This window comes from Agrobacterium sp. SORGH_AS 787 (assembly GCF_030819035.1).
Lineage (GTDB): Bacteria > Pseudomonadota > Alphaproteobacteria > Rhizobiales > Rhizobiaceae > Agrobacterium > Agrobacterium larrymoorei_B.
In genome coordinates, this window is the sequence record NZ_JAUTBG010000001.1 from 1,647,115 (window position 1) to 1,666,824 (window position 19,710).

A 19,710-nucleotide genomic window follows, 5' to 3' on the forward strand; every position below is an offset into this window, starting at 1 on the left:
TTGGTATTCACGGTCAGTCTCCCATTCTCTGGTGGTTGTTTTATTGTTTCACCGCGCCTGCGGTCAGTCCGCTGACGAGATAGCGTTGCAGGAAGAAGATCACGATCATCGCCGGCGCAATGCCGACGAAACTTGCGGCCATGAGTTCGTTCCAGATGACCTCTTGGCGGCCGAAATAGGCGAACAGGCCAACCGGCAGAGGCATATATTCAGATTTTGAGTTGAAGGTTAGCGCGTAGATGAATTGTTGCGCATAGGCTTCGATGAAGGACGAGATCGCCACGACCATGATACCGGGCATTGCGACTGGGATGATGACGCGGCGCAGCGTATAGAAGTAGCCCGCGCCATCGACATAGGCAGCCTCATCCAGTTCCCGAGGAATGCGTTTGATGTAGGTGACCAAGAGCCATATTCCGGTCGGAATAATAAAGGCTACGCCTGGAATGATCATCGCCATATACGTGTTCAGCACGCCTATGGAACGCATTAGACGGAAGAGTGGGATCAGCAGTACAGCACCGGAGAACATCTTCACGGCGAGGAAGCCACCCAGCAACACATCCATGCCCTTGAAGTCAAATCTCGCGAAAGCGTAAGCCGCTGGAATAACGAAGACCAGGACGATCAGTGTGATGCTGCCCGAGATTAGGAAGGAGTTGAAAATGTAGCGGGCAAAGCCCGGTACGCTCACCCACATCGTTCTATACGCTTCAAAGGAGCCGTTTTCCGGCCAGAAGCGATAGGGTGACGAGAAGAGCTGGCTGAGCGGCTTCAGCGACACCAGAAAGCCTTCGACAAAGGGCGACAGCACAAAGATAAGGAACAGCGCGATGCCGCAATAGATCGCGAGGACTTCGTACCATTTGTAGCGGTTGATCAGTGCGGGAGGAGGTGTCATCGCTTCTCTCCGGGGGAAAGCTTGCTGACAATGCGGAAATAGGCAATGCAGAAGAGGGACAGGAAGATGCAGATCAACACGGCGCGTGCAGCACCCTCACCATACTTGTAAGAGCCGATCGCAGTCTTGTAGGTATCGATGATCATCGTCGTTGTTTCGCCGTTCGGACCGCCGCGGGTCAAAATCCAGATGATGTCGAAGGAGTTGAAGGTCGAAATCAGCGACAGCATCGACATGGTGATCATGGACGGGACGAGAAGCGGCAGCGTGATGCGGCGGAAACGATAAAAGCGTCCGGCGCCATCCACCCATGCAGCCTCATAGAGATCCTGGGGGATCGACTGCATGGCCGCGAGAAAGTACAACGTGACCATTGGAACGCCGATCCACACGTCGGTCACGACGGTCGCCCAGAATGCTGTGGAGCCCTGTGCCAGGAAGGCGACCGGTCCATCGACCAGACCGGCGCGTTGCAGCAGGCCGGAAATCATGCCGAACTGGCCATTATACATCCAGCCCCACATGAAGATGCCGATCGCCATCGGGACGATCCAGGGCGGCATTGTCAGTACTCTAAAGAGTGTCCGGCCTGGTACGGCAGCATTCAGCATGGTTGCGCCGAACGTGCCGATAATCATCTTGAGCGCCACGGAAAAGAACGTCCAGATGAAGGTACGGATGATGACTTCCGCAAAAGAAGCATTGAATATCTTGTCGTAGTTGGCCCAACCCACCCAATTTGTGGTCTTCTTCAGCGATGCGTCGGTGAAGGACAGAATAAAGGTATCGACAAGCGGGTAGGCGACGACCGCGAGAACGTAGAGAAGGGCTGGCGCCAAAAGCAGCCATGCGAAGAAAACGGCGCTTCGTCTGGTGTCCATGATCACCCTTTCATCAGGCGGAGCGCTTTTGCGCGTCTTCGGTGCCGTGGAGGCAAGCGTCGTACTTTGCCCAGACCGGCGCCAGATCGACCACCTTGCGGGCAGCACGCGCCTCGTCCATGGCAATCGCCAGGATGCCTGCTTCAATTGCGTCGAGCGCCGAAACAGGAAGGGCAGCCCCGGTCGTAACATGTGCGAAAACGTCGGCTGCCATCTGCTCGTCCGCCCCGTAATGGTGAGACTTCACCGATGGCGCCTGATAGGTGTTGCCGATCAGCTTGGCGCTGTCATGGGCGCGGTGAACGTCGAGGAAGCCCCGGACGAAATCGCCTTCCGCCATGCCCTTTGCGCCGACGACGCAGAAGCGGCGGAATTCATCAGGCACGTTGAGGTTCGTGTGGAATGCCAGTGACGCACCGTTTTCGTATTCGACGATGGCGGTCTGGAAGTCGATGATGTCTCCGTCGCTATCGAACACCTTGTCGGCACCCATCCAGCCGCTTGGCTTGCGGAAATAGACGTCGAGATCGTTGACGCCGCTATTCTGCGGAGCGTTTGTCGGCACAAAGCTGCGACGTCCGCCGAAGCTCGAGACATAGCGGGGGCGCACGCCCATCACGCCGTTATAAAGGTCGAGGTCGTGGCAGCATTTTTCCAGCATGAAGCCGCCGGCGTACTTGTCGTAGCGGCGCCAGTCTCGCATGAAGAACGCGCCGTGATAGGGTGCGATGTGCTCGGAGGCTTCGATCGAGGCGATATCGCCGAGAAGTCCCTGAGCCTGTGCCTGCCGCAGATCGCGGTAGAGCGGCGAGTAGCGAAGCACCAGACCGACCATTAGGCGGTCCTGACCATACTGGTTCAAAAGCCGTGCGAGTTCGAAGCTCTCTTCGATGGTGGTAACGATCGGCTTTTCGGTGAAGACCTTCAGGCCTGCCTCCAGACCGATGCGGATATGTTCCAGATGGAATGTATTGGGAGAGCCGATCATGAGAAGATCGAAGGTTTCCTTCGCGATCATCTCTTCAGGGGTTTCGTAAGCGCGGCCAGCCGAAATGTTTTCTGCTTCCAGCTGCTTCATGCCTGCTGGCTCGGGGTCGACATGGGCGACGATCTCAAAATCAGGATCGATTTCCGTGAAGACCTGGCCGAGATAGCCAAGGCGGAATCCGAGTCCGATTATTGCGACTTTCATGGCTTTGCAGCTCCCCTTTTCGTAATTTATTTTCGTAGCCTGTTGCAAATTTCCCGTATGGTCAACCGGAAAAACCGCGATCGATTGTAACTATGAAAATAATTTTCACACTCAGAATTGTTTTCTTGGTCTCCGCCTTTTGGGGGCGTGAGCGATGAACGTCTAAACACTGGAGTCTTGGGCATTTCCCCTCGCCAGCCACTTTCGGTTTTCCGCAGGCCGGTCGTCGTTGTTAATAACTAATACCAAAAAAATACCTTCTGTCTACAGTGGAACAAAAATTTCTTCGGAAGTGATCCTGGAATAGATGTTCGGCGTTGAAATCGCTGCAATTTTACTGGTTTTCGATTGATTGGTTCTGCATATTGCCAATGTGGCGTTGTATTGGTATCTGTTTTGGTATGGTGTCTGAAAGGGACGGTTTCCGCCATGGGAGGCGGGACTATCGCTTGGGCACAGATCGGAGAGGCGCAATGGACGGTGTTTTGCCGTTTGGTGAATTGCAGGCATTAAGAGGCGGGCCGCTTTACCAGAAGTTGCGCCGCCTGATCGAGGATGCCGTCTCCACGGGCCGGCTGAAGCACGGGGATGCGCTACCGGCCGAACGGGATATCGCCGACGCCGCAGCGATCAGCCGGGTGACGGTCCGAAAGGCCATCGACGAATTGGTCGAGCAGGGCATTTTGGTGCGCAGGCACGGGTCTGGAACCTTCGTCGCCAAGCCGGTGCCGAAGATGCAGCAGCCCTTGACGCGTTTGACCTCTTTTACAGAAGACATGCGTCGTCGTGGAATGGTTGCAGGATCGCGGTGGCTGGAGCGCGGGCTCAAATTCCCGACCCCTGAGGAAACCATGATGCTTGGCCTGTCGGGCGGGGCGCGTGTCGCACGGATCCTGCGTCTGCGCACGGCCGACGATATGCCGATTGCACTCGAGCGCACCAGCCTTCCGGACGATATTCTGCCTGAGCCTGAGAAGGTGGAAGATTCGCTTTATCTCGCGCTGGCTGCCCGCGACATTCGCCCGGTTCGCGCCAATCAAAGAATCTCCGCCGTGCTGCTGCGCGATGACGAAAGCGAACTGCTGGAGGTTCCACCGGGCTCCGCTGCACTTTCCGTGCAGCGTATCGCCTATCTCAGTACGGGGCGCGTGATGGAAGTGTCCACCGCGCTTTATCGCAGCGACGCCTACGATCTCGTCGCAGAACTCACGATCGGCGCCTGATCAAAACCGAGAGGCCATACTAATGACGACAATGATGCGACGCGAAATCGACGAGATCCCCCAGGCCGTAGCCCGGCTGCTGGATGCCGGGAAAGACGATATTTCGCGGGCAGGACACGCTCTTGCGGCCCACGATCCCGCCGTTGTGGTCACGGTCGCTCGTGGCTCTTCGGACCACGCAGCCTATTTCCTGAAATATGCCATAGAGCTTGAACTCGGTCTGCCGGTCGCGTCTCTCGGTCCCTCGCTGGCTTCGATCTACAAGGCGCCACTGCGCCTGCAGCGGGCTGCTGCCTTCGCGGTTTCGCAGTCGGGTGCAAGCCCGGATATCGTCTCGATGCTGGAAGGTGCAAAGGCAGGCGGCGCATTGACCGTATCTCTCGTCAATACGACACCATCCCCTCTCGCCGACACTGCCTCGATTGCGCTCAATATCCAGGCTGGGCCAGAAATTGCGGTTGCCGCGACCAAGTCCTATGTCAATTCGATCGTTGCCGGACTGGCAGTTCTCGGTGAATGGAGCGGCTCGGACTCCCTGAAGAGGGCGGTGGCAGCGCTGCCCGATCATCTCGACAAGGCGCTTGCGCTCGATTGGAGCGGGCTGGTGGAACCGCTGGCGAAGGCAGAATCTCTTTATATGCTTGGCCGTGGCCCGGCACTCGCCATTGCCACGGAAGCAGCGCTGAAATGCAAGGAAACCTGCGAGCTGCACGCGGAAGCCTACTCATCGGCCGAGGTGCTGCATGGCCCGGTTTCGCTGGTTGCCGAAAGCTTTCCCGTGATTGCCTTTGCCGCACGTGACAAGGCGGAAGCCTCGATTGCCGAAACGGCATCCGGTCTCGTCAGCAAGAATGCCAATGTCTATCTGACATCCGACAAGGGCAGGGGTGCCACCGTTCTTCCCTTCGTTGAGACGGGTCACCCGCTGACCGATGCCTTGGCGCTGATTGTCCCTTACTATGGCATGGTTGAAGCGCTGTCGCGTGCGCGTGGCTTCGATCCCGACAAGCCTGCTGCCCTCAAGAAGGTGACAGAAACACGATGAATGCTTCATTCGCGTTGTGTGGCGGCCGGGTTTTCAACCATGCCACTTTTCTGGATGGCTACGCGGTTGTCGTTGAGAATGGTCGTATCAATGCCATCTTAGCTGAGGCGGATCTCTCTTCCTCCATCGAGCGGCGCGACGTCGCCGGTGGCCTCATCGTTCCCGGATTTATCGATCTTCAGGTGAATGGCGGCGGCGGGGTATTGCTGAATAATCAGCCCGACCTCGACGGCATCCGAACGATCTGCTCTGCCCACGCAGCCTACGGCACCACCGCTCTTCTGCCGACCGTGATCACCGATACGGTCGATATCCGCGCAAGGGCCGTTGCCGCCGGTGTTGCTGCCTTTGCGGAAAACGTGCCGGGCTATCTCGGTCTTCATCTTGAAGGTCCGCATCTGTCCGTCGCTCGCAAGGGGACCCACGATCCTTCGCTGATCCGCCCCCTTGAGAGTGACGATCTGCATTTCCTCGTCGGCAAGGCCGGTCACTTCGGTGAGGCCCTGATCACGCTAGCGCCGGAAAGCGTCTCAGCCGCAGATGTCACCAAACTGGTTGAAGCCGGATATGTCGTGAGCCTCGGTCACACCAATGCGAAAGCGCGTGACATTTTGCCTTATGTCTCGGCTGGCGCATCCATGGTCACGCATCTCTTCAATGCGATGAGCCAGATGGAAAATCGCGAGCCGGGGCTGGTCGGTGTGGCACTCGCCAACGGCCGCTTGTCCTGCGGTCTTATTGCCGATGGGTTCCATGTCGATCCCATCGTGATGCAGGTGGCGCTCGCTGCCAAGCAGGGGCCAGGCCGGATATTCCTGGTAACGGACGCCATGTCGACCATCGGTACCGATCAGCAAGGATTCCTCCTCAACGATCGTGAAGTGTTCCGACGTGGAGGGCGTTTGACGCTTGCCGATGGCACGCTTGCAGGCGCCGATATCGATATGCTGTCCTGCGTGCGTTTCGCCCATGAACATATCGGATTGCCCTTGACGGAAGCCCTGAATATGGCCTCGCTCTATCCGGCGGAGGCGATTGGTTGCGCCACCAAGGGCAGTCTCGCCGTCGGGATGGACGCCGATGTCCTGGTGTTGAAACAGGATCTGAGCCTGATGGCGACCTTCATCGCCGGCGCTTGCGTCTTTGGTAACGATTTCTCACAAGGGGCTGCGGCTTGATCGTCTGTTTCGATATTGGCGGCACCGCCATCAAGGGCGCTGGTGCCTGGGCGGTCGATGACATCCGCCCGGTTGCGCGGCGGCAAACGCCGATCCATGATTTCGATGCCTTCGTGAACGTGTTGAAATCCGTGATTGAAGACATCGGAGAGAACCCGGACTGCGTCGCGCTGTCGATTGCTGGCGTCATCGACCCCGATACCGACCGCGCCAACATCGCCAACATTCCCTGCGCTCATGGACGTCTTTTGAAAGCAGACCTCGAGGCAGCGCTTGGGCTTCCCGTGCTGATTGCCAATGATGCGGACTGTTGCGCGCTTGCGGAATATGGCGCAGGCGCAGGGCGTGGCCATCGCGTCGTCTTCGGCGCTATTCTCGGGACGGGCGTTGGCGGCGGCCTCGTTGTGGATGGCAAACTGATCAACAGTGCCGGTGGCTTTGCGGGGGAGTGGGGCCACGGTCCCGTTGCTGCCACACGTGCCGGAAATCCGCCTGTGGAACTGCCGCGCTTTACCTGCGGTTGCGGACTCGATGGATGTGTCGATGCCATTGGCAGCGCGCGCGGCATGGAGAAGCTGCACCGTCACCTGACCGGCACCGATATGAATGCGGAAGAGATTCTGGACGCCTGGCAGGGCGGCGATGAAAAAGCTGCGCGCACGATCGAGATCTATATCGATATCGTGTCCGCGCCCCTGTCGCTCGTTATCAATATGACCGGCGCGACCATCGTTCCTGTCGGCGGAGGGCTTTCCAACTCGTTGCCGCTGATTAAGGCGCTCGATCAAGCCGTGAGAGCGAGAATTCTCCGCAAATTCCAACGTCCGGTCGTGGTCAAGGCTGAATGTGCCATTGAGCCCGGCCTTGTCGGTGCGGCAGTCCTTGGGTTGGCATTTACCTCGTCTGACGGTTAATTCCTAAGAATGAGTTCGCTGCGCAATCTTAGCTGCTTGCTTATAATGTCGCAGTGGCAGCGTGAGACTGAGTAACGGTATTGTCTCCCACCCACCGGGCCGCGGGCTCGATTCCGCCGAGTGGGAATAAATGGAGCTGCGATATCAGCGACGCCGGATTGTTCTCGACGTAAGTGGTGAGCGCCTCCACCATCTCGGTCGGCTCATAGGGCATGAGCAAGCGCGTTACGTCCAAAGCCCGCTTTTGCAGCACCTTCAATGAAGGGCCGACGCCGCAGGATATGGCGAACTTGATCAGGGTCTGAAGTTTGGCTGGCCCCGCAATCCCCACATGGATCGGAAGGGTAATGCCAGCCTCTGCGATCCGTTCCGCCCATGTCGTGATGACCGTGGGCTCGAAGCCGAATTGCGTGACGATGGCCATCTCGGCATCGGTCACGCGAGAAAAGTCCGCTTTCCATTTCAACGCGCTATCGACATTGCGCGTCGTGCCGTCCGGATCGATGTCACGGCTCCCTTCCGGGTGGCCTGCCACATGCAGGCGTTTGAAACCATACCGATCGAAGAGGCCGCTCTCCAGCAACTGGATCGAGCTTTCGATTGAGCCGACGGGACGTGTTTCTCCACCTCCGAGCAGCAGGGCCTCGGTCACATCGGACTCATGGCGATAGAGTTCTATCCAACTCCCCAGAGTGGCGATGTCGGGAATGCTGCGTGCCGGAAAGTGCGGCATGACAGCAAAACCGTCCTGGCGAAGGCGCTTTGCCGTGGCGACCATGTCCTGGATCGATGTTCCCGCGATATGGGCGATATAGACCCGTGTTCCAGCGGGAAGAAATTTGGAAAAGTCATTGATCTTTGCGGCGGTCTTCGGCGTCACCTCAATGGAGTAGGGATTGAGCAGAGCGCTGGAGGATTTTGCACCAGCGCCGCTCTTGTTCTTCGCCCGATCGGTGAATTTCAGTATTGCCATATGCTGATTTTCTTTCTGCCTGCCACGCGCCAGGTTTAGAGGAGCCGCCATTTCCGAGCCAGATCTGCAATTGGACTGCGTCTGATCTGGGGTAATCGGCCTGTTTGCTCTTTTTTATCCATCCCATAGAATCTCGCAGAACGATGTCAGGATATCTTTACTCTCTTGCTTAAGAGTGGTGCTCGCAAACTGCGACGTAACGAGACGCTAGAAGATAAATTTGACCTGATTTTTATTTGATAAGAGGCAAAAGTGAGAGCCAGATGCTCTTGAGCACGGAAAGTGCGGATCATTTCGAGGCAGACGCGCCAGCACGGCCGGCCAGAGTTGTCTGGTACCAGTCGTTGTTCTGGAAGATTACCGTTTCGCTCGTGTCCAGCATTGTGCTTGCCTACCTTGTTGGTGCCGCTGTCGGCTGGATCATGGTCGAGCGGGACTCGCTCGACCAGTGGCGTCGAGAGGCAGAACTGAACGCACAGGTGACGAGCTCTGCGATCCGTACGATCTACACCTTCATCTCCATCGACAGTGATAATAGCGGCCAGATCGTCAAGATTACCAGCGAACGACCGCTGGGGGATGATGCGTCCATTCTGGATACTGGCTTCAATCCCGGGGATGTTCTGGCGCTTGCGGCTGCGCAAACCAAGAACAATGTCTGGATTTTTCAAAAGGACCCCACTGGACAGACCTTCACCAGTTCCGCCGACGCGTTGGGGGACGTGGAAAATATCTCGTTGAAGCTGCCCGAAGACACGGCATTGAATGCATTTTACGTCGGTTTTGCCGAACTCGGTACCGTGCGGCACTTCATCGCTTTTGTTCCCGTGGTCAATCAAGACGGAAAGCTGCAGGGCGGTGTGGTGACGACGATCGGCGAGGCATCCGAGCTTCTCGAAACACAAACCAAGCTTCTGCATAACTCCCTTGCGCTTCTCATCACCATTCTGTTCGTAACTGGTGGGGTCGTTGCGCTCATGATGCGCAAGGTCTTCATGCCGGTGCCCGCGCTGATCGAAGCGTTGACCAAAATCGCCCATGACGACACAGCCTCGGTGACGCCATTTCAGCATCGCAATGACGAAATCGGTCGGGTGGCGGTCGCGATTGAGAAGGTTCGCGAAGCGGTGGTCGAGCGGGAGAACTTGCGCCAAATCCGCGACGTGGCAAAACAGATGGAACATCTTGCCCATCACGATCCACTGACCGGACTACCAAACCGTGCCTTCTTCAGCAAGCGTCTGGAAGGTGAGATCGCAGAGTTGGCGAACGGCCATCGTTTCAATCTCATGCTTCTCGATCTCGACCGCTTCAAGGCGGTCAATGACGTATTGGGCCACGCAAGCGGCGATGCTCTTCTCGTTTCCTTCGCAGAGCGCCTACTGCAATTGATCGGGCCGCAGGACATGGTCGCCCGGCTTGGCGGTGACGAATTCGCTATCCTGCAGATCGTCCGAAAAAATGCGGTGCGTGAGGCCGGTCGCCTGGCGAAGGGTATCATCGCTTCTGCATCGCGGCCCTTTGTGTTGCTGGGCAAAGAGGCGTCCGTCGGAGCCAGCGTCGGCATTTCGATAGCGCCGCTTCACGGTCATGAGATGTCCGAATTGCTCAAACACGCGGATGTGGCGCTTTACTCCGCCAAGTCCGAGGGCCGTGGGAATTTCCGGTTCTTCGAACACGGAATGGAAATGTCGAAAGAACAGGACCACGAACTGCAGCAGGATCTCGACCTTGCAGTTCAGCGGGACGAACTGGTGCTGCACTATCAGCCGATCTTCTGTTTCTCCAATCCAGAGCCTGTCGCCTATGAAGCGCTTGTGCGCTGGCAGCACCCGGTTCGCGGCTGGGTGACACCCGACGATTTCATTCCGCTGGCCGAGAAGACCGGCCAGATTTGTGCAATCGGCGACTGGGTGTTGAAGCGCGCGTGCCAGGAAGCCATGCGACTGCCAAATGACGCAACAGTGGCCGTCAACATCTCCGCGATCGAACTACAGCAGGGTGATCTTGCCGAAAAGGTTCAAAGGGCACTGACGGATAGCGGCCTGCCAGCATCGCGGCTCGAGATCGAGTTGACGGAAACCGTTCTCCTGTCAGGAGCCGAGGCTACAACATGTCTGCAAGACATCCGGGCGCTTGGTGTCAGGATCGCGCTCGATGATTTCGGGACCGGCTATTCCAGCCTTGCCTATCTGACCAAGCTTCCGATCGGCAAGATCAAGATCGACCGCAGCTTTATCGCCGAAGTGATGAGCAACACGCAGAGCCTCGCAATCATTCAGGGTCTCATTCACATCGCCGCAGGCCTTGGACTAAAAACGACGGCTGAAGGCGTGGAAACGCAGGAACAGCTTTCGCTGCTTCGCGCTGCCGGATGCGACCTTTTGCAGGGTTATCACCTCGGTCGCCCAATGCCTCTATCGGAGATTGAAAACCTAAAGCATTCCGATCCTGTCAAAATAGCTCACGGTTAGAAAAATGGAATTTTTTCATATTTTTAGATATTTCTGGTCAAGACGGTCGCGTTTTCTCTCAGTCCCGCTCACTCTGCTCGCATGCAACTTTCCTCTGTCGCTGACCGCGCAGGCCGGCAGTGTTGCGAACTCGACCGTCGATAAGATTAAGCAGACGAAGACGATCACCATCGGGCATCGTACCGATGGGGTCCCTTTCTCCTATGTCACGGCGGATGGTACTGTGGCAGGCTATTCCATCGACATCTGCAAGGAGGTTGCCGAGTACATCCGGGATGCGCTCAAACTTGACAGGATCAAGGTCGATTACGCTGTTGCGACGCCAGGAACCCGCTTCGTGCTGGTCAAATCTGGCAAGGTCGATATGGAGTGCGCCGCAACGACCAACAATGCGGAAAGACGCAAGCAGGTGGCATTCTCTTATCCGCACTTCTACAGCGCCACGCGTTTTGTGGCGAAGAAGGCGAGCGGCTTCAACACGATCCAGGATCTCGCAGGTCGATCCGTCGCCTCGACGACCGGCACCATCAACATCGAGCAGTTGCAGGACGTCAACAGAACTCACAATCTGAACATCTCGGTTCTGATCGCCAAAGTGGATTCCGAGGGCTTTGCAATGGTGAAAAACAACCGTGCATCCGCCTTCGTCATGGACGATGTTCTTCTCGCCGGACAGGTCGCTTTTTCGGACGCACCAGAGGAATATGCGATTTCACAAGACAAGTTCGGACCCGCCGAACCCTATGGAATTATGTTGCCCAAGGATGACGTTGCATTCAAGACGCTGGTCAACCAAGCCCTGTACAAGATTTACACGAGCGGCGAGATAAACAGGATTTACGATAAGTGGTTCATGTCTCCGGTGCCGCCGATGAACCGCAATTTCAATCTCCCGATCTCGGAGGAACTGAGGGCGGAATTCAAGAATCCAGCGGAGTATGATCAATGAACTCGACCTCTGCTGCCCCTCTGGCGAGATACGCAGCATCTTATATCGGAGTGATAAATTCCATCAGGCAGAGAAACCTAAGTGCCGTGCGTCTCGGAACCAAGCTGTAGTGGTGGTCCGATTTTCACAGATGGCGTTTGGTGAGCATGTGCAGGCTGTAGAGGTGTGAAAGTCAAAACACGAGGATTTGGAACATGAAGGTCGTCGATTTTTCAGAGAGAGAGGCGTCTAAGCTAAAACGCTTCCTTCCTAGTTTGCTTGCTGTGATCGTGTTTTCTCCGTTGTTTGCGCTGTCCGCGGCGGCCAACGAAACAGAGAGCGTGACGCTTGAAAAGATAGCGCGAACGAAGACGATTACGATCGGGCATCGCACGGATGAATTGCCGTTTTCCTACGTGACGCCAGATGGCGTCGTGCGCGGCTACTCTATCGACATTTGTCAGAGGATCGCGGATCACGTCCGAGATGCGCTGAAGCTTGATGGGCTCAAAATCAATTATGTGGTGGCCACGCCAGGAACGCGTTTCGTTCTGGTTAAGTCGGGTAAAATCGACATGGAATGCAGCGCAACGACCAACAATGCCGAGCGGCGAGAGCAGGTGGCATTTTCCTATCCGCACTTCATCACCGCGACCCGTTTCGTGTCGAAGAAATCCAGCAATCTTAACAGTATCAAGGATCTTTCGGGGCGAACCGTCGCTTCGACGACAGGCACCATCAACATTGCACAGTTGCAAAACGTCAACCGGTCGCAAAAACTGAATATCTCGGTGGCGATTACCAAGGTGAATTCCGAAGCATTCAGCATGGTGGAGAACGATCGAGCATCCGCCTTCGTCATGGACGATGTGCTGTTGGCCGCGCATGTGGCTTTCTCCAAGACACCGGAGGACTATGCGATCTCTCGGGAGACCTTCGGACCTCCCGAGCCCTATGGCATTCTTTTGCCCAAGGGGGATGATGCATTCAAGGCGCTGGTCAACGAGGCTTTGTTCACAATGTTCACCGGCGGTGAGATAGAGACGATCTACAATAAGTGGTTCATGTCCCCGGTGCCGCCGGACAATCGAAATTTCAATCTTCCTCTCTCTTCGGAGCTGAAAGCGGCTTTCAAGGAGCCGAAGGAATATCTGCAATGAAAATGCGTATCCTCCAAGGTCTCTCGTTGATCTTTTGCCTTGCAGCCCCTTTTCGGGTGAGCGCCGAAGACAAGATTTTCGACACGCCGACTCTCGACAGGATCGTCCAGACGGGAAAGATCAGGATCGGTTACGGTTCGACAGCGCCGTTTTCGTTCCTGAATGCGGATGGTCAGGTTCTTGGTTACTCGATCGATCTCTGCCGCGGCGTAGTGGAACGGTTGAAGCAGCGTTTGAAATTGCGATCTATCGACATAGAGTTCGTCCCGCGCACGCCAAGCAATCGCATCCAGCTTTTGAACGACGGGAGCATGGACATCGAATGCAATGCCAGCACCAATACGACGGAACGGCGCAAGAGTGTGGCGTTCTCGTACAGCCATTTTTACGGCGTGACGCGCTATGTCTCTTTGCGTAAGAACGGATTGGCGAAGCTCGACGATCTCAAGGGCCGCTCGGTCAGCGTGGCACTCGGCACGGTCAATATCAACGAGATCAATGACATCAGCCGAAAGCGGAGACTTAATATTTCACCCGTCCCTGTCGACAGCCTTCAAGCTGCATTCGACATGGTCACGGATGGTCGTGTTGCCGCCTTCGCAATGGATGAAGTCCTGCTGAAAACGATGATCGCTCGCGCGCAGAATCCTTCCGATTATGCGCTCTCGGACGAACAGTTGACGGATGTACAGCCGCTCGGCTTCATGATGCGCTTGAACGATAAGCCTTTTGTCAATGCGGTGAATGAAGGATTGGCCGACATCTATAAAACTGGGGCAGTCAGGGATATTTATAAGCGGTGGTTTGAAGACCCGATGCCGGGGCTCAACATCAAACTCGATCTGCCGATGAACCGGTGGCTCATGGACGCGATCATAAATCCGAAGGTAATTGAATGATTGGTGGGGAGAGGGCGGCTCGTCCTTTCCAGGAAATTCTCATCTCTCCCATTTAGGAGCGGGAGATGGGGGCAGACAAGTCCGATCAGCTTTGGGCAGGCAGTTTTAGGCCCTCGCGCTGAAACGCCCGTTGCACGGCGGGCCGATTGGCCATCCGTTGCGCATGCGCTGCCCAGTTTGGGAAGTCGTTGGCCATATCGAACCCAAGCACCGGCCCACGTCCCCAGGTCCAGAATACCAGGAGATAGGGGTCTGCGACGGTATAGAGATCGCCGATGGCCCAAGGCCCCGCACCGAGGCGGGCGTCGACGGCTCGCCATAGATCGCGGCTCGTCTCCAAACCCTTCGCGCGGACATCTTTCAGTGCCTCTTCGCTTTCTGCATAGCGCTCCGCGCGGCGGACATGCGCATAGGCGACATGGACGGTAGAGGCGATCCAGCCGAGCCATTCCGTCACGCGCGCTTGATCGCGCAATTGTTCCGGCCATAATTTTGCGTCGGGAAAAGAGGTGGCGATGAACTGTAGGATGGCGGGGTTTTCCGTCAGCACCCAGTCATCGACGCCGAGCGCCGGCACACGGCCTTTTGGATTGATGCGGAGATAATCAGGTTTGCGCTGCTCTCCGGACGCCGAGTCTATGCGGACCGGTTCGAAGGTCGCGCCCGTTTCTTCAAGCGCGATGTGCGGCGCGAGCGAACAGGCGCCATTGCTGTAAAAGAGGCGCAACAGTTTTGCCATGACGATCTCCCTTTGGCTTCAAGAAAGCTACCGCGCACGTCTATTGAGGGAAAGTGACGAGGGAGCATAGCGGCTTTGCATCAATGTGTTCCCTTCACCTCTGCTTTAATTTTTCCGGAACCAATAGCGGAGGGCCACGTTCGATTGGCAGGAGACGCGCCGTGTCAAACGGACGTGATGGTGCTGGAGAACATCAGGATTTTTCCGTTTTCTCCCGATGGCCAACGAAAAGGCAGACGAGCTTCTCATCCATCCGGCCGTCTCCGCCAATCTGCCAAAATAATTTGGCTGCCAAGGAGGTTTTGACGTGGAAAAGACCGAAACGCGAAAGCTTGCGGAAGAATACATGCTCCTCGGCGGCACCCGCCAGGTGATGATCGACGACAACAAGACATTTGTTCGCCAGTACGACAACGAGCCTGAAGAGGCGGAACGCTTCTGGCAGGAGCGCATCGCCGCTCTCGACAAGGAGCGGATCGCCGATGTCGAGTTCTTTCTGCCGTCTGTGAATTCAGACGTGGAATCCTAACGAACCTACCCCCAACAAATATGCACCAGGAAGGAAACAGCCATGACTGCTATCAATTCTGCCAAGATCGTCATTCTCGCGACCGACGGATACGAGCGTTCGGAGCTTCGCGTGCCCTATGAGGAACTGAAGCGCAAGGGCGCGGACGTCAAGATCGCCTCTATCAAGGACGGCGAGATCAAGAGCTGGGATGAGAAGGACTGGGGCGATAGCGTTAAAGTCGATCTTCTCGCAAAAGACGTTCGGATCGAAGACTTCGACGCTCTCGTGCTTCCGGGCGGCCAGATCAACCCCGATGTCCTGCGCACCAATGATGAAGCGATGCGCGTGGTCAAGGAGTTCGTGAAGTCCGGTAAAGTAGTGGCGGCCATTTGCCACGCACCTTGGCTTCTCGTCGAAGCCGATGCCGTGCGCGGCCGTGAGGTGACCTCATACGGCTCGATCAAGACTGACGTGAAAAATGCCGGTGGCATCTGGAAGGACGAGAAGGTCGTTTGCGACAAGGGCATCGTCACGTCCCGTAATCCCGACGACCTGGAAGCCTTTGTTGCCAAAATCGTGGAAGAGGTCGAAGAAGGCCGCCACGACCGTCAGGCAGCATAAGCTATTTTTCATAGCTTGAAAGCCAATCAAGGGCTGGTGCGCAATCTGCGCGCCGGCCTTTTTGTTGCAGGCCCATACCATAGGAATAGGATAAAAGAAGAATTGCAGGACGCCCGTGCGCGTTACGAGTCGGAAGGCTCTAGACATGACCGGGATGCAAAATTCACCACATTTCTGCCTTAATTACGCCATCCTTTTGACCCGGAAACGTTTCAGATGACCGTTGAAATTAATCTTTTCCAACAAAATCGGTTTATTTTTAATTATTTTGTGTGTGCGCTGCCGTAATTTTGCTGCGCCGCATATAAGAAATATTACATCTATCTTATTTAGCAGGCGCCTGTGTATTCGCCCTTTTAATTGCGAAAACCAGTAAACCAGAAGAACAGCTTTAATATAAATAGGGATGCAATACATATGTTTGGTAATCATGCGTGAACTGCATGACGAACACCTGCCGTTGTTCCTTTTATAGGCGGTTATTAATAGTCTCGGCCAACATCATGTGAGGAATTTGGGGATGCCCGTTTTAGGGTGCCGGGTAACGCTGCCTCACAAAAAATTCAAAAGCATCAAATTCCGACCACAGAGTTCATGTCTCATGATGACTGCATGACGCGCCCAACGGGTACCGACCTATCGCAAAACATAAATGGAGTTCTCTCTATGAAGTCCGCGACTCGATCGGCTGTTTCGCCGCTTAGTGGTTCTGAAGAGTTTGATGTGAGCTTTCCCATCGGGGGCATCGTGAAACGCAGTTTCGATGTTTCCTCGGCACTGCTCGCACTTCTTGTCCTCAGCCCGATCTTTCTCATGATCGTGGTCTTGGTCAAACTATCCGACAAGGGACCTGCTTTTTACGGCCACCGCCGTATCGGCCATAATGGCCGCACGTTTCATTGCCTGAAATTCCGCACGATGGTCGTGAACGGAGATGAGGTGCTGAAACAATATCTTGCTACCGATCCGCAGGCTGCGGAGGAATGGCGCCAAACGAGAAAACTGAAGAACGATCCGCGTGTGACAGCGGTTGGCAGCGTTCTTCGCAAGCTGAGCCTTGATGAACTGCCACAGCTCATCAACATCATTCGTGGTGAAATGAGTGTTGTCGGTCCTCGTCCTGTCGTGGACGAAGAGCTCAACTATTATGAAAGTGCCGCGCGCTACTATCTCAGCACGCGTCCTGGTCTTACCGGTCTCTGGCAGATCAGCGGTCGAAACGACGTCTCCTACAAGGAGCGCGTGGATTACGACACGCAATATGTTCAGAACTGGTCAATGATGAAAGACATTTCCATCATCATGAAAACCGTGCCCGCTGTCTGCATGTCCCGCGGCAGCTATTGAAGCCAGAATAGACACTCGGCGTGAACGCAGGACCTCCCACCTGTGCCATGCCTTGCGGCTGCGACCGGACTTGCACCGGTCGCGCATTCACTTTTCAAGGCATCAACATGGAGTTTTACATGGTTGGCATTGCCGACGAACCTCTCCCTAAAACATGGCGTAAACGTACCGCTTTGGCTGTCGCCGCAGCCCTGCTGCTCATCACTCCGCTGAGCGCTCTCGCACAGGATGGCCAGTATCGACTTGGAACCGCTGACAAGCTTCGTATCCGCGTTGCGGAGTGGCAGCCGGCAGACGGCACCATCCGTAACTGGGATGTGATCAACGGCGATTACTCCGTCGGTCCGTCCGGTACGTTGTCACTTCCGTTCATTGGTCAGTTGAATGTCGCCGGAAAGACTGCGGGCGAGGTGGGAGAGGCGATTGGCGCAGAGCTTCAAAGCAAGTTTGCCCTGCGCAACCTTCCGTCGGCTTCCGTCGAAGTTGCCCAGTTCCGACCGGTCTTCCTGACAGGTGACGTGCAAACGCCGGGCGAATATCCCTATGCGCCCAACATGACGGTTTTGAAGGCGGTCAGCCTCGCAGGTGGTCTGCGCCGTTCCGATGCGGGGCAACGTTTTGCGCGTGACTTTATCAATGCCCGTGGTGACGCTGCCGTCTATGACGACCAGCGCGGCCGTCTTCTGGCACGTCAGGCGCGTTTGATTGCCGAGGTGAGCGGCGAGCAGGAGATCAAGAAGACGCCTGAAATGGAAAAGGTCGTCAATATCGACGCGCTCCTGGAAAGCGAAAGCGCGCTGATGAAGTCTCGCACCGAGCGCTATACGCTTCAGTTGAAGGCGTTGAAGGATTTGCGCGAACTGCTGGATGCGGAAGTGGAATCTCTGCGTAAGAAGGCAGAGAGCCAGCAACGGCAGTTGCAATTGGCCAATGAAGACCGCGAGAAGGTCAATCGCTTGAACGAGCAGGGCCTTGCACTCGCTCAGCGCCGCATCTCCGCAGAAGAACGCGCAGCCGAGGTGGAGGCCACGCTTCTCGATATCGATACCAATGCGCTTCGCGCCAAGCAGGATATCAACAAGGCGGTCCAGGATGAGATCAACCTGCGAAACGATTGGGACGCGCAGCGATCGAAGGAGTTGCAGGATACGCAGGCCGAATTGCAGAAGCTGAACCTTCAGCTTTCCACCAGTCGAGAGCTCATGTCGGAGGCCCTGGCGCAATCCGCTGAAGCTCTGCGTTTCGATCCGTCCGGCAAATCTGCCTCGATTTCCTATGTCATTGTGCGTGAAGACAAGGGAAAATCGAAGGAAATTAAGGTTGACGAAACCACGGCTCTTGAGCCTGGCGACGTTATCAAGGTTTCCTCGGAAGTGCTGATGCAGTGAGGCGGCGATGCGGATTGCGAAATCGGCACTGATCGATCCCGATAGAAACGGACTTTACGGAACGGCGGCGGTGGCGCTGTCCTTCTTCGTCTTCGCCTATTCGTCGAAGTTCGGCCAAGTCTCGATCCTTGCCTATTACGCCGTCTGGCTGCCTCTGGTCGTGGTCGATTATCGTCGTGTCCTTGGCAATTATGCTCGCTATTTCTGGATTTTCGCCTTCGGCATTCTGGCGATACTGTCGAGCTTCTGGTCGGATGCCATGTCCGTCAGCCTGCGCGCCTCCATTCAGTACATGACGCATATCGTTTGCGCGCTGATTGCCATGCGTGTCATCTCTATCCGCACACTGACACGCGGCGCGTTAATCGGCATCACTCTCGTGCTCGTCTACTCGCTGCTCTTCGGCACCTATCTTTTCGATGCGCTGGATGGCACGACCAGCTTCGTCGGCGCCTTCTCCTCGAAGAACCAGCTGGGTTTCTATGCCTCGCTTGGCGTTCTCTTTGCCGCAGCCTCGGTGCTCGTGCTGCGTCAAAGAGGCGTATGGTTGCTGATCGCAGGCGTTGCCGGCCTCATCTCTGCCTACAGCCTGCTTGCATCCCAATCGGCGACATCCGCGATCACTACCGCCGCCGTCGTTGTCATGATGGCGGGTCTGTTACCGCTCTGGGCCTTGTCGCCTGGCAATAGGAAAATGCTGTTTTTTGCAGCCGTTGGCCTCGGTGGCCTGTTTGTCGTGGCCGCGCTGCAGTTCGGTCTCTTCGACGCAATTCTTGGCGTGTTCGGCAAGGATACGACGTTGACGGGACGCACCTATCTTTGGCAGCAGGGTATCGAGGCGGCCAAGCGTGCCCCCATTTTCGGTGTCGGCTATCAGGGCTTCTGGGTGCCAGGGTTTTCCGATGCCGAAAGGTTGTGGGACGATTTCTTCATTACCGGTCGTAGCGGCTTCCATTTCCACAACACCTATATCGAAGTGGTGGTGGAGAACGGCTTCGTCGGTCTCATTCTGCTGGCGATCCTGCTCTACGGCACGCTGTTGGGCCACTTGCGCTCGATTTTGATGCGCAATCAGGATCCCCAGGCGCTGATCCTGTTTTCGCTCTGCGCTCTTTTTGTCGTCCGCTCCTTTGTCGAGATCGATATTATCTTCCCATACCAGATCGGCTCTTTCCTGCTGTTTTATGCGGCTGGCAAACTCAGCCTGCCGCGGCGCACCTCTGTGGTCACATCGCCCTTCATGGCCGGTCTCTCGGTACGGCCATTGGCGGGAGGATAGAGCGTTTCAATTTAACAAGGAAACGCTCTAAAGAATCTTCTCACCCCTCCACAGGAG

Annotated in this window: 18 protein-coding genes; 13 read left to right on the forward strand and 5 right to left on the reverse strand. The window is 56.0% G+C overall.

What is annotated here, in order from left to right:
* Positions 1–40: 40 nt before the first annotated feature.
* Genes QE435_RS07260 through QE435_RS07270 form a run of 3 tightly spaced genes read right to left on the reverse strand, consistent with a single transcriptional unit; the run spans position 41 to position 2,974 of the window.
* The gene (locus QE435_RS07260; RefSeq protein WP_349040780.1) at positions 41–901 is read right to left on the reverse strand and encodes a carbohydrate ABC transporter permease; all 861 of its coding nucleotides are present in this window, start codon (positions 899–901) and stop codon (positions 41–43) included.
* Positions 898–1,782: a sugar ABC transporter permease gene (locus tag QE435_RS07265; protein WP_062441711.1), complete on the reverse strand. Its 885-nt coding sequence runs from the start codon at positions 1,780–1,782 to the stop codon at positions 898–900. Before QE435_RS07265 ends, QE435_RS07260 begins: the two co-directional genes overlap by 4 nt.
* Before the next feature lie 13 nt (positions 1,783–1,795).
* Complete coding sequence (locus QE435_RS07270) at positions 1,796–2,974, reverse strand: Gfo/Idh/MocA family oxidoreductase (RefSeq protein ID WP_309770200.1); 1,179 nt, start codon at positions 2,972–2,974, stop codon at positions 1,796–1,798.
* 473 nt (positions 2,975–3,447) lie between these two features.
* On the opposite strand from QE435_RS07270, the gene QE435_RS07275 reads away from it, so the two are divergent.
* From QE435_RS07275 to QE435_RS07290, 4 genes are read left to right on the forward strand one after another with little or no spacing between them, the layout of a single operon-like run.
* The gene (locus tag QE435_RS07275) at positions 3,448–4,197 is read left to right on the forward strand and encodes a GntR family transcriptional regulator (protein WP_309770201.1); all 750 of its coding nucleotides are present in this window, start codon (positions 3,448–3,450) and stop codon (positions 4,195–4,197) included.
* 22 nt (positions 4,198–4,219) lie between these two features.
* Positions 4,220–5,242: an SIS domain-containing protein gene (locus QE435_RS07280; RefSeq protein WP_306928190.1), complete on the forward strand. Its 1,023-nt coding sequence runs from the start codon at positions 4,220–4,222 to the stop codon at positions 5,240–5,242.
* The gene (nagA, locus tag QE435_RS07285; protein WP_349040781.1) at positions 5,239–6,420 is read left to right on the forward strand and encodes an N-acetylglucosamine-6-phosphate deacetylase; all 1,182 of its coding nucleotides are present in this window, start codon (positions 5,239–5,241) and stop codon (positions 6,418–6,420) included. The genes QE435_RS07280 and nagA overlap by 4 nt, the downstream gene beginning before the upstream one ends.
* Entirely contained in the window at positions 6,417–7,334 is a 918-nt protein-coding gene (locus tag QE435_RS07290) for an ROK family protein (protein WP_349040782.1), read from the forward strand. The genes nagA and QE435_RS07290 overlap by 4 nt, the downstream gene beginning before the upstream one ends.
* A 40-nt stretch (positions 7,335–7,374) precedes the next feature.
* Here the strand turns inward: QE435_RS07290 and QE435_RS07295 are convergent, their stop codons facing one another.
* Complete coding sequence (locus tag QE435_RS07295) at positions 7,375–8,307, reverse strand: methylenetetrahydrofolate reductase (RefSeq protein ID WP_349040783.1); 933 nt, start codon at positions 8,305–8,307, stop codon at positions 7,375–7,377.
* Positions 8,308–8,570: 263 nt separating this feature from the next.
* Here QE435_RS07295 and QE435_RS07300 point away from each other — a divergent pair, with 263 nt between their 5' ends.
* The 4 genes from QE435_RS07300 (at position 8,571) to QE435_RS07315 (ending at position 13,768) form a co-directional block, all read left to right on the forward strand.
* Complete coding sequence (locus QE435_RS07300) at positions 8,571–10,781, forward strand: EAL domain-containing protein (RefSeq protein WP_349040784.1); 2,211 nt, start codon at positions 8,571–8,573, stop codon at positions 10,779–10,781.
* Positions 10,782–10,785: 4 nt separating this feature from the next.
* Positions 10,786–11,730, forward strand: a complete 945-nt coding sequence (locus tag QE435_RS07305) for an amino acid ABC transporter substrate-binding protein (RefSeq protein ID WP_349040785.1) — start codon at positions 10,786–10,788, stop codon at positions 11,728–11,730.
* A 194-nt stretch (positions 11,731–11,924) separates the two neighbouring features.
* Complete coding sequence (locus QE435_RS07310) at positions 11,925–12,869, forward strand: amino acid ABC transporter substrate-binding protein (protein ID WP_349040786.1); 945 nt, start codon at positions 11,925–11,927, stop codon at positions 12,867–12,869.
* A complete protein-coding gene (locus tag QE435_RS07315) occupies positions 12,866–13,768 on the forward strand; it encodes an amino acid ABC transporter substrate-binding protein (protein WP_349040787.1) in 903 nt (300 codons plus the stop codon). Before QE435_RS07310 ends, QE435_RS07315 begins: the two co-directional genes overlap by 4 nt.
* Before the next feature lie 85 nt (positions 13,769–13,853).
* Here the strand turns inward: QE435_RS07315 and QE435_RS07320 are convergent, their stop codons facing one another.
* Positions 13,854–14,507, reverse strand: a complete 654-nt coding sequence (locus QE435_RS07320; RefSeq protein WP_349040788.1) for a glutathione binding-like protein — start codon at positions 14,505–14,507, stop codon at positions 13,854–13,856.
* A 307-nt stretch (positions 14,508–14,814) separates the two neighbouring features.
* Here QE435_RS07320 and QE435_RS07325 point away from each other — a divergent pair, with 307 nt between their 5' ends.
* The 5 genes from QE435_RS07325 to QE435_RS07345 all read left to right on the forward strand — a co-directional run bounded on the left by QE435_RS07325 (position 14,815) and on the right by QE435_RS07345 (position 19,653).
* Positions 14,815–15,036 carry a hypothetical protein gene (locus tag QE435_RS07325; protein ID WP_349040789.1) on the forward strand — a complete coding sequence of 74 codons (222 nt, stop codon included), beginning with the start codon at positions 14,815–14,817 and terminating at the stop codon, positions 15,034–15,036.
* Between the two features lie 42 nt (positions 15,037–15,078).
* On the forward strand, positions 15,079–15,639 hold the full coding sequence (locus QE435_RS07330; protein WP_349040790.1) for a type 1 glutamine amidotransferase domain-containing protein: 561 nt from the start codon (positions 15,079–15,081) through the stop codon (positions 15,637–15,639).
* Between the two features lie 666 nt (positions 15,640–16,305).
* Complete coding sequence (locus QE435_RS07335) at positions 16,306–16,986, forward strand: sugar transferase (RefSeq protein WP_306928179.1); 681 nt, start codon at positions 16,306–16,308, stop codon at positions 16,984–16,986.
* 119 nt (positions 16,987–17,105) lie between these two features.
* Positions 17,106–18,374 carry a polysaccharide biosynthesis/export family protein gene (locus QE435_RS07340; protein ID WP_349040791.1) on the forward strand — a complete coding sequence of 423 codons (1,269 nt, stop codon included), beginning with the start codon at positions 17,106–17,108 and terminating at the stop codon, positions 18,372–18,374.
* A 7-nt stretch (positions 18,375–18,381) separates the two neighbouring features.
* Positions 18,382–19,653: an O-antigen ligase gene (locus QE435_RS07345; protein WP_349040792.1), complete on the forward strand. Its 1,272-nt coding sequence runs from the start codon at positions 18,382–18,384 to the stop codon at positions 19,651–19,653.
* Positions 19,654–19,710 lie beyond the last annotated feature (57 nt).

What these genes read in the sequence shown, in the direction of transcription:
- QE435_RS07310 (WP_349040786.1), top strand. Translation starts at nt 11,925, where the DNA reads ATGAAGGTCGTCGATTTTTCAGAGAGAGAGGCGTCTAAGCTAAAACGC.
- QE435_RS07305 (WP_349040785.1), top strand. Translation starts at nt 10,786, where the DNA reads ATGGAATTTTTTCATATTTTTAGATATTTCTGGTCAAGACGGTCGCGT.
- QE435_RS07315 (WP_349040787.1), top strand. Translation starts at nt 12,866, where the DNA reads ATGAAAATGCGTATCCTCCAAGGTCTCTCGTTGATCTTTTGCCTTGCA.
- QE435_RS07295 (WP_349040783.1), bottom strand. Translation starts at nt 8,307, where the DNA reads ATGGCAATACTGAAATTCACCGATCGGGCGAAGAACAAGAGCGGCGCT.
- QE435_RS07275 (WP_309770201.1), top strand. Translation starts at nt 3,448, where the DNA reads ATGGACGGTGTTTTGCCGTTTGGTGAATTGCAGGCATTAAGAGGCGGG.
- nagA (WP_349040781.1), top strand. Translation starts at nt 5,239, where the DNA reads ATGAATGCTTCATTCGCGTTGTGTGGCGGCCGGGTTTTCAACCATGCC.
- QE435_RS07260 (WP_349040780.1), bottom strand. Translation starts at nt 901, where the DNA reads ATGACACCTCCTCCCGCACTGATCAACCGCTACAAATGGTACGAAGTC.
- QE435_RS07330 (WP_349040790.1), top strand. Translation starts at nt 15,079, where the DNA reads ATGACTGCTATCAATTCTGCCAAGATCGTCATTCTCGCGACCGACGGA.
- QE435_RS07345 (WP_349040792.1), top strand. Translation starts at nt 18,382, where the DNA reads ATGCGGATTGCGAAATCGGCACTGATCGATCCCGATAGAAACGGACTT.
- QE435_RS07335 (WP_306928179.1), top strand. Translation starts at nt 16,306, where the DNA reads ATGAAGTCCGCGACTCGATCGGCTGTTTCGCCGCTTAGTGGTTCTGAA.
- QE435_RS07300 (WP_349040784.1), top strand. Translation starts at nt 8,571, where the DNA reads ATGCTCTTGAGCACGGAAAGTGCGGATCATTTCGAGGCAGACGCGCCA.
- QE435_RS07265 (WP_062441711.1), bottom strand. Translation starts at nt 1,782, where the DNA reads ATGGACACCAGACGAAGCGCCGTTTTCTTCGCATGGCTGCTTTTGGCG.
- QE435_RS07320 (WP_349040788.1), bottom strand. Translation starts at nt 14,507, where the DNA reads ATGGCAAAACTGTTGCGCCTCTTTTACAGCAATGGCGCCTGTTCGCTC.
- QE435_RS07280 (WP_306928190.1), top strand. Translation starts at nt 4,220, where the DNA reads ATGACGACAATGATGCGACGCGAAATCGACGAGATCCCCCAGGCCGTA.
- QE435_RS07270 (WP_309770200.1), bottom strand. Translation starts at nt 2,974, where the DNA reads ATGAAAGTCGCAATAATCGGACTCGGATTCCGCCTTGGCTATCTCGGC.
- QE435_RS07340 (WP_349040791.1), top strand. Translation starts at nt 17,106, where the DNA reads ATGGTTGGCATTGCCGACGAACCTCTCCCTAAAACATGGCGTAAACGT.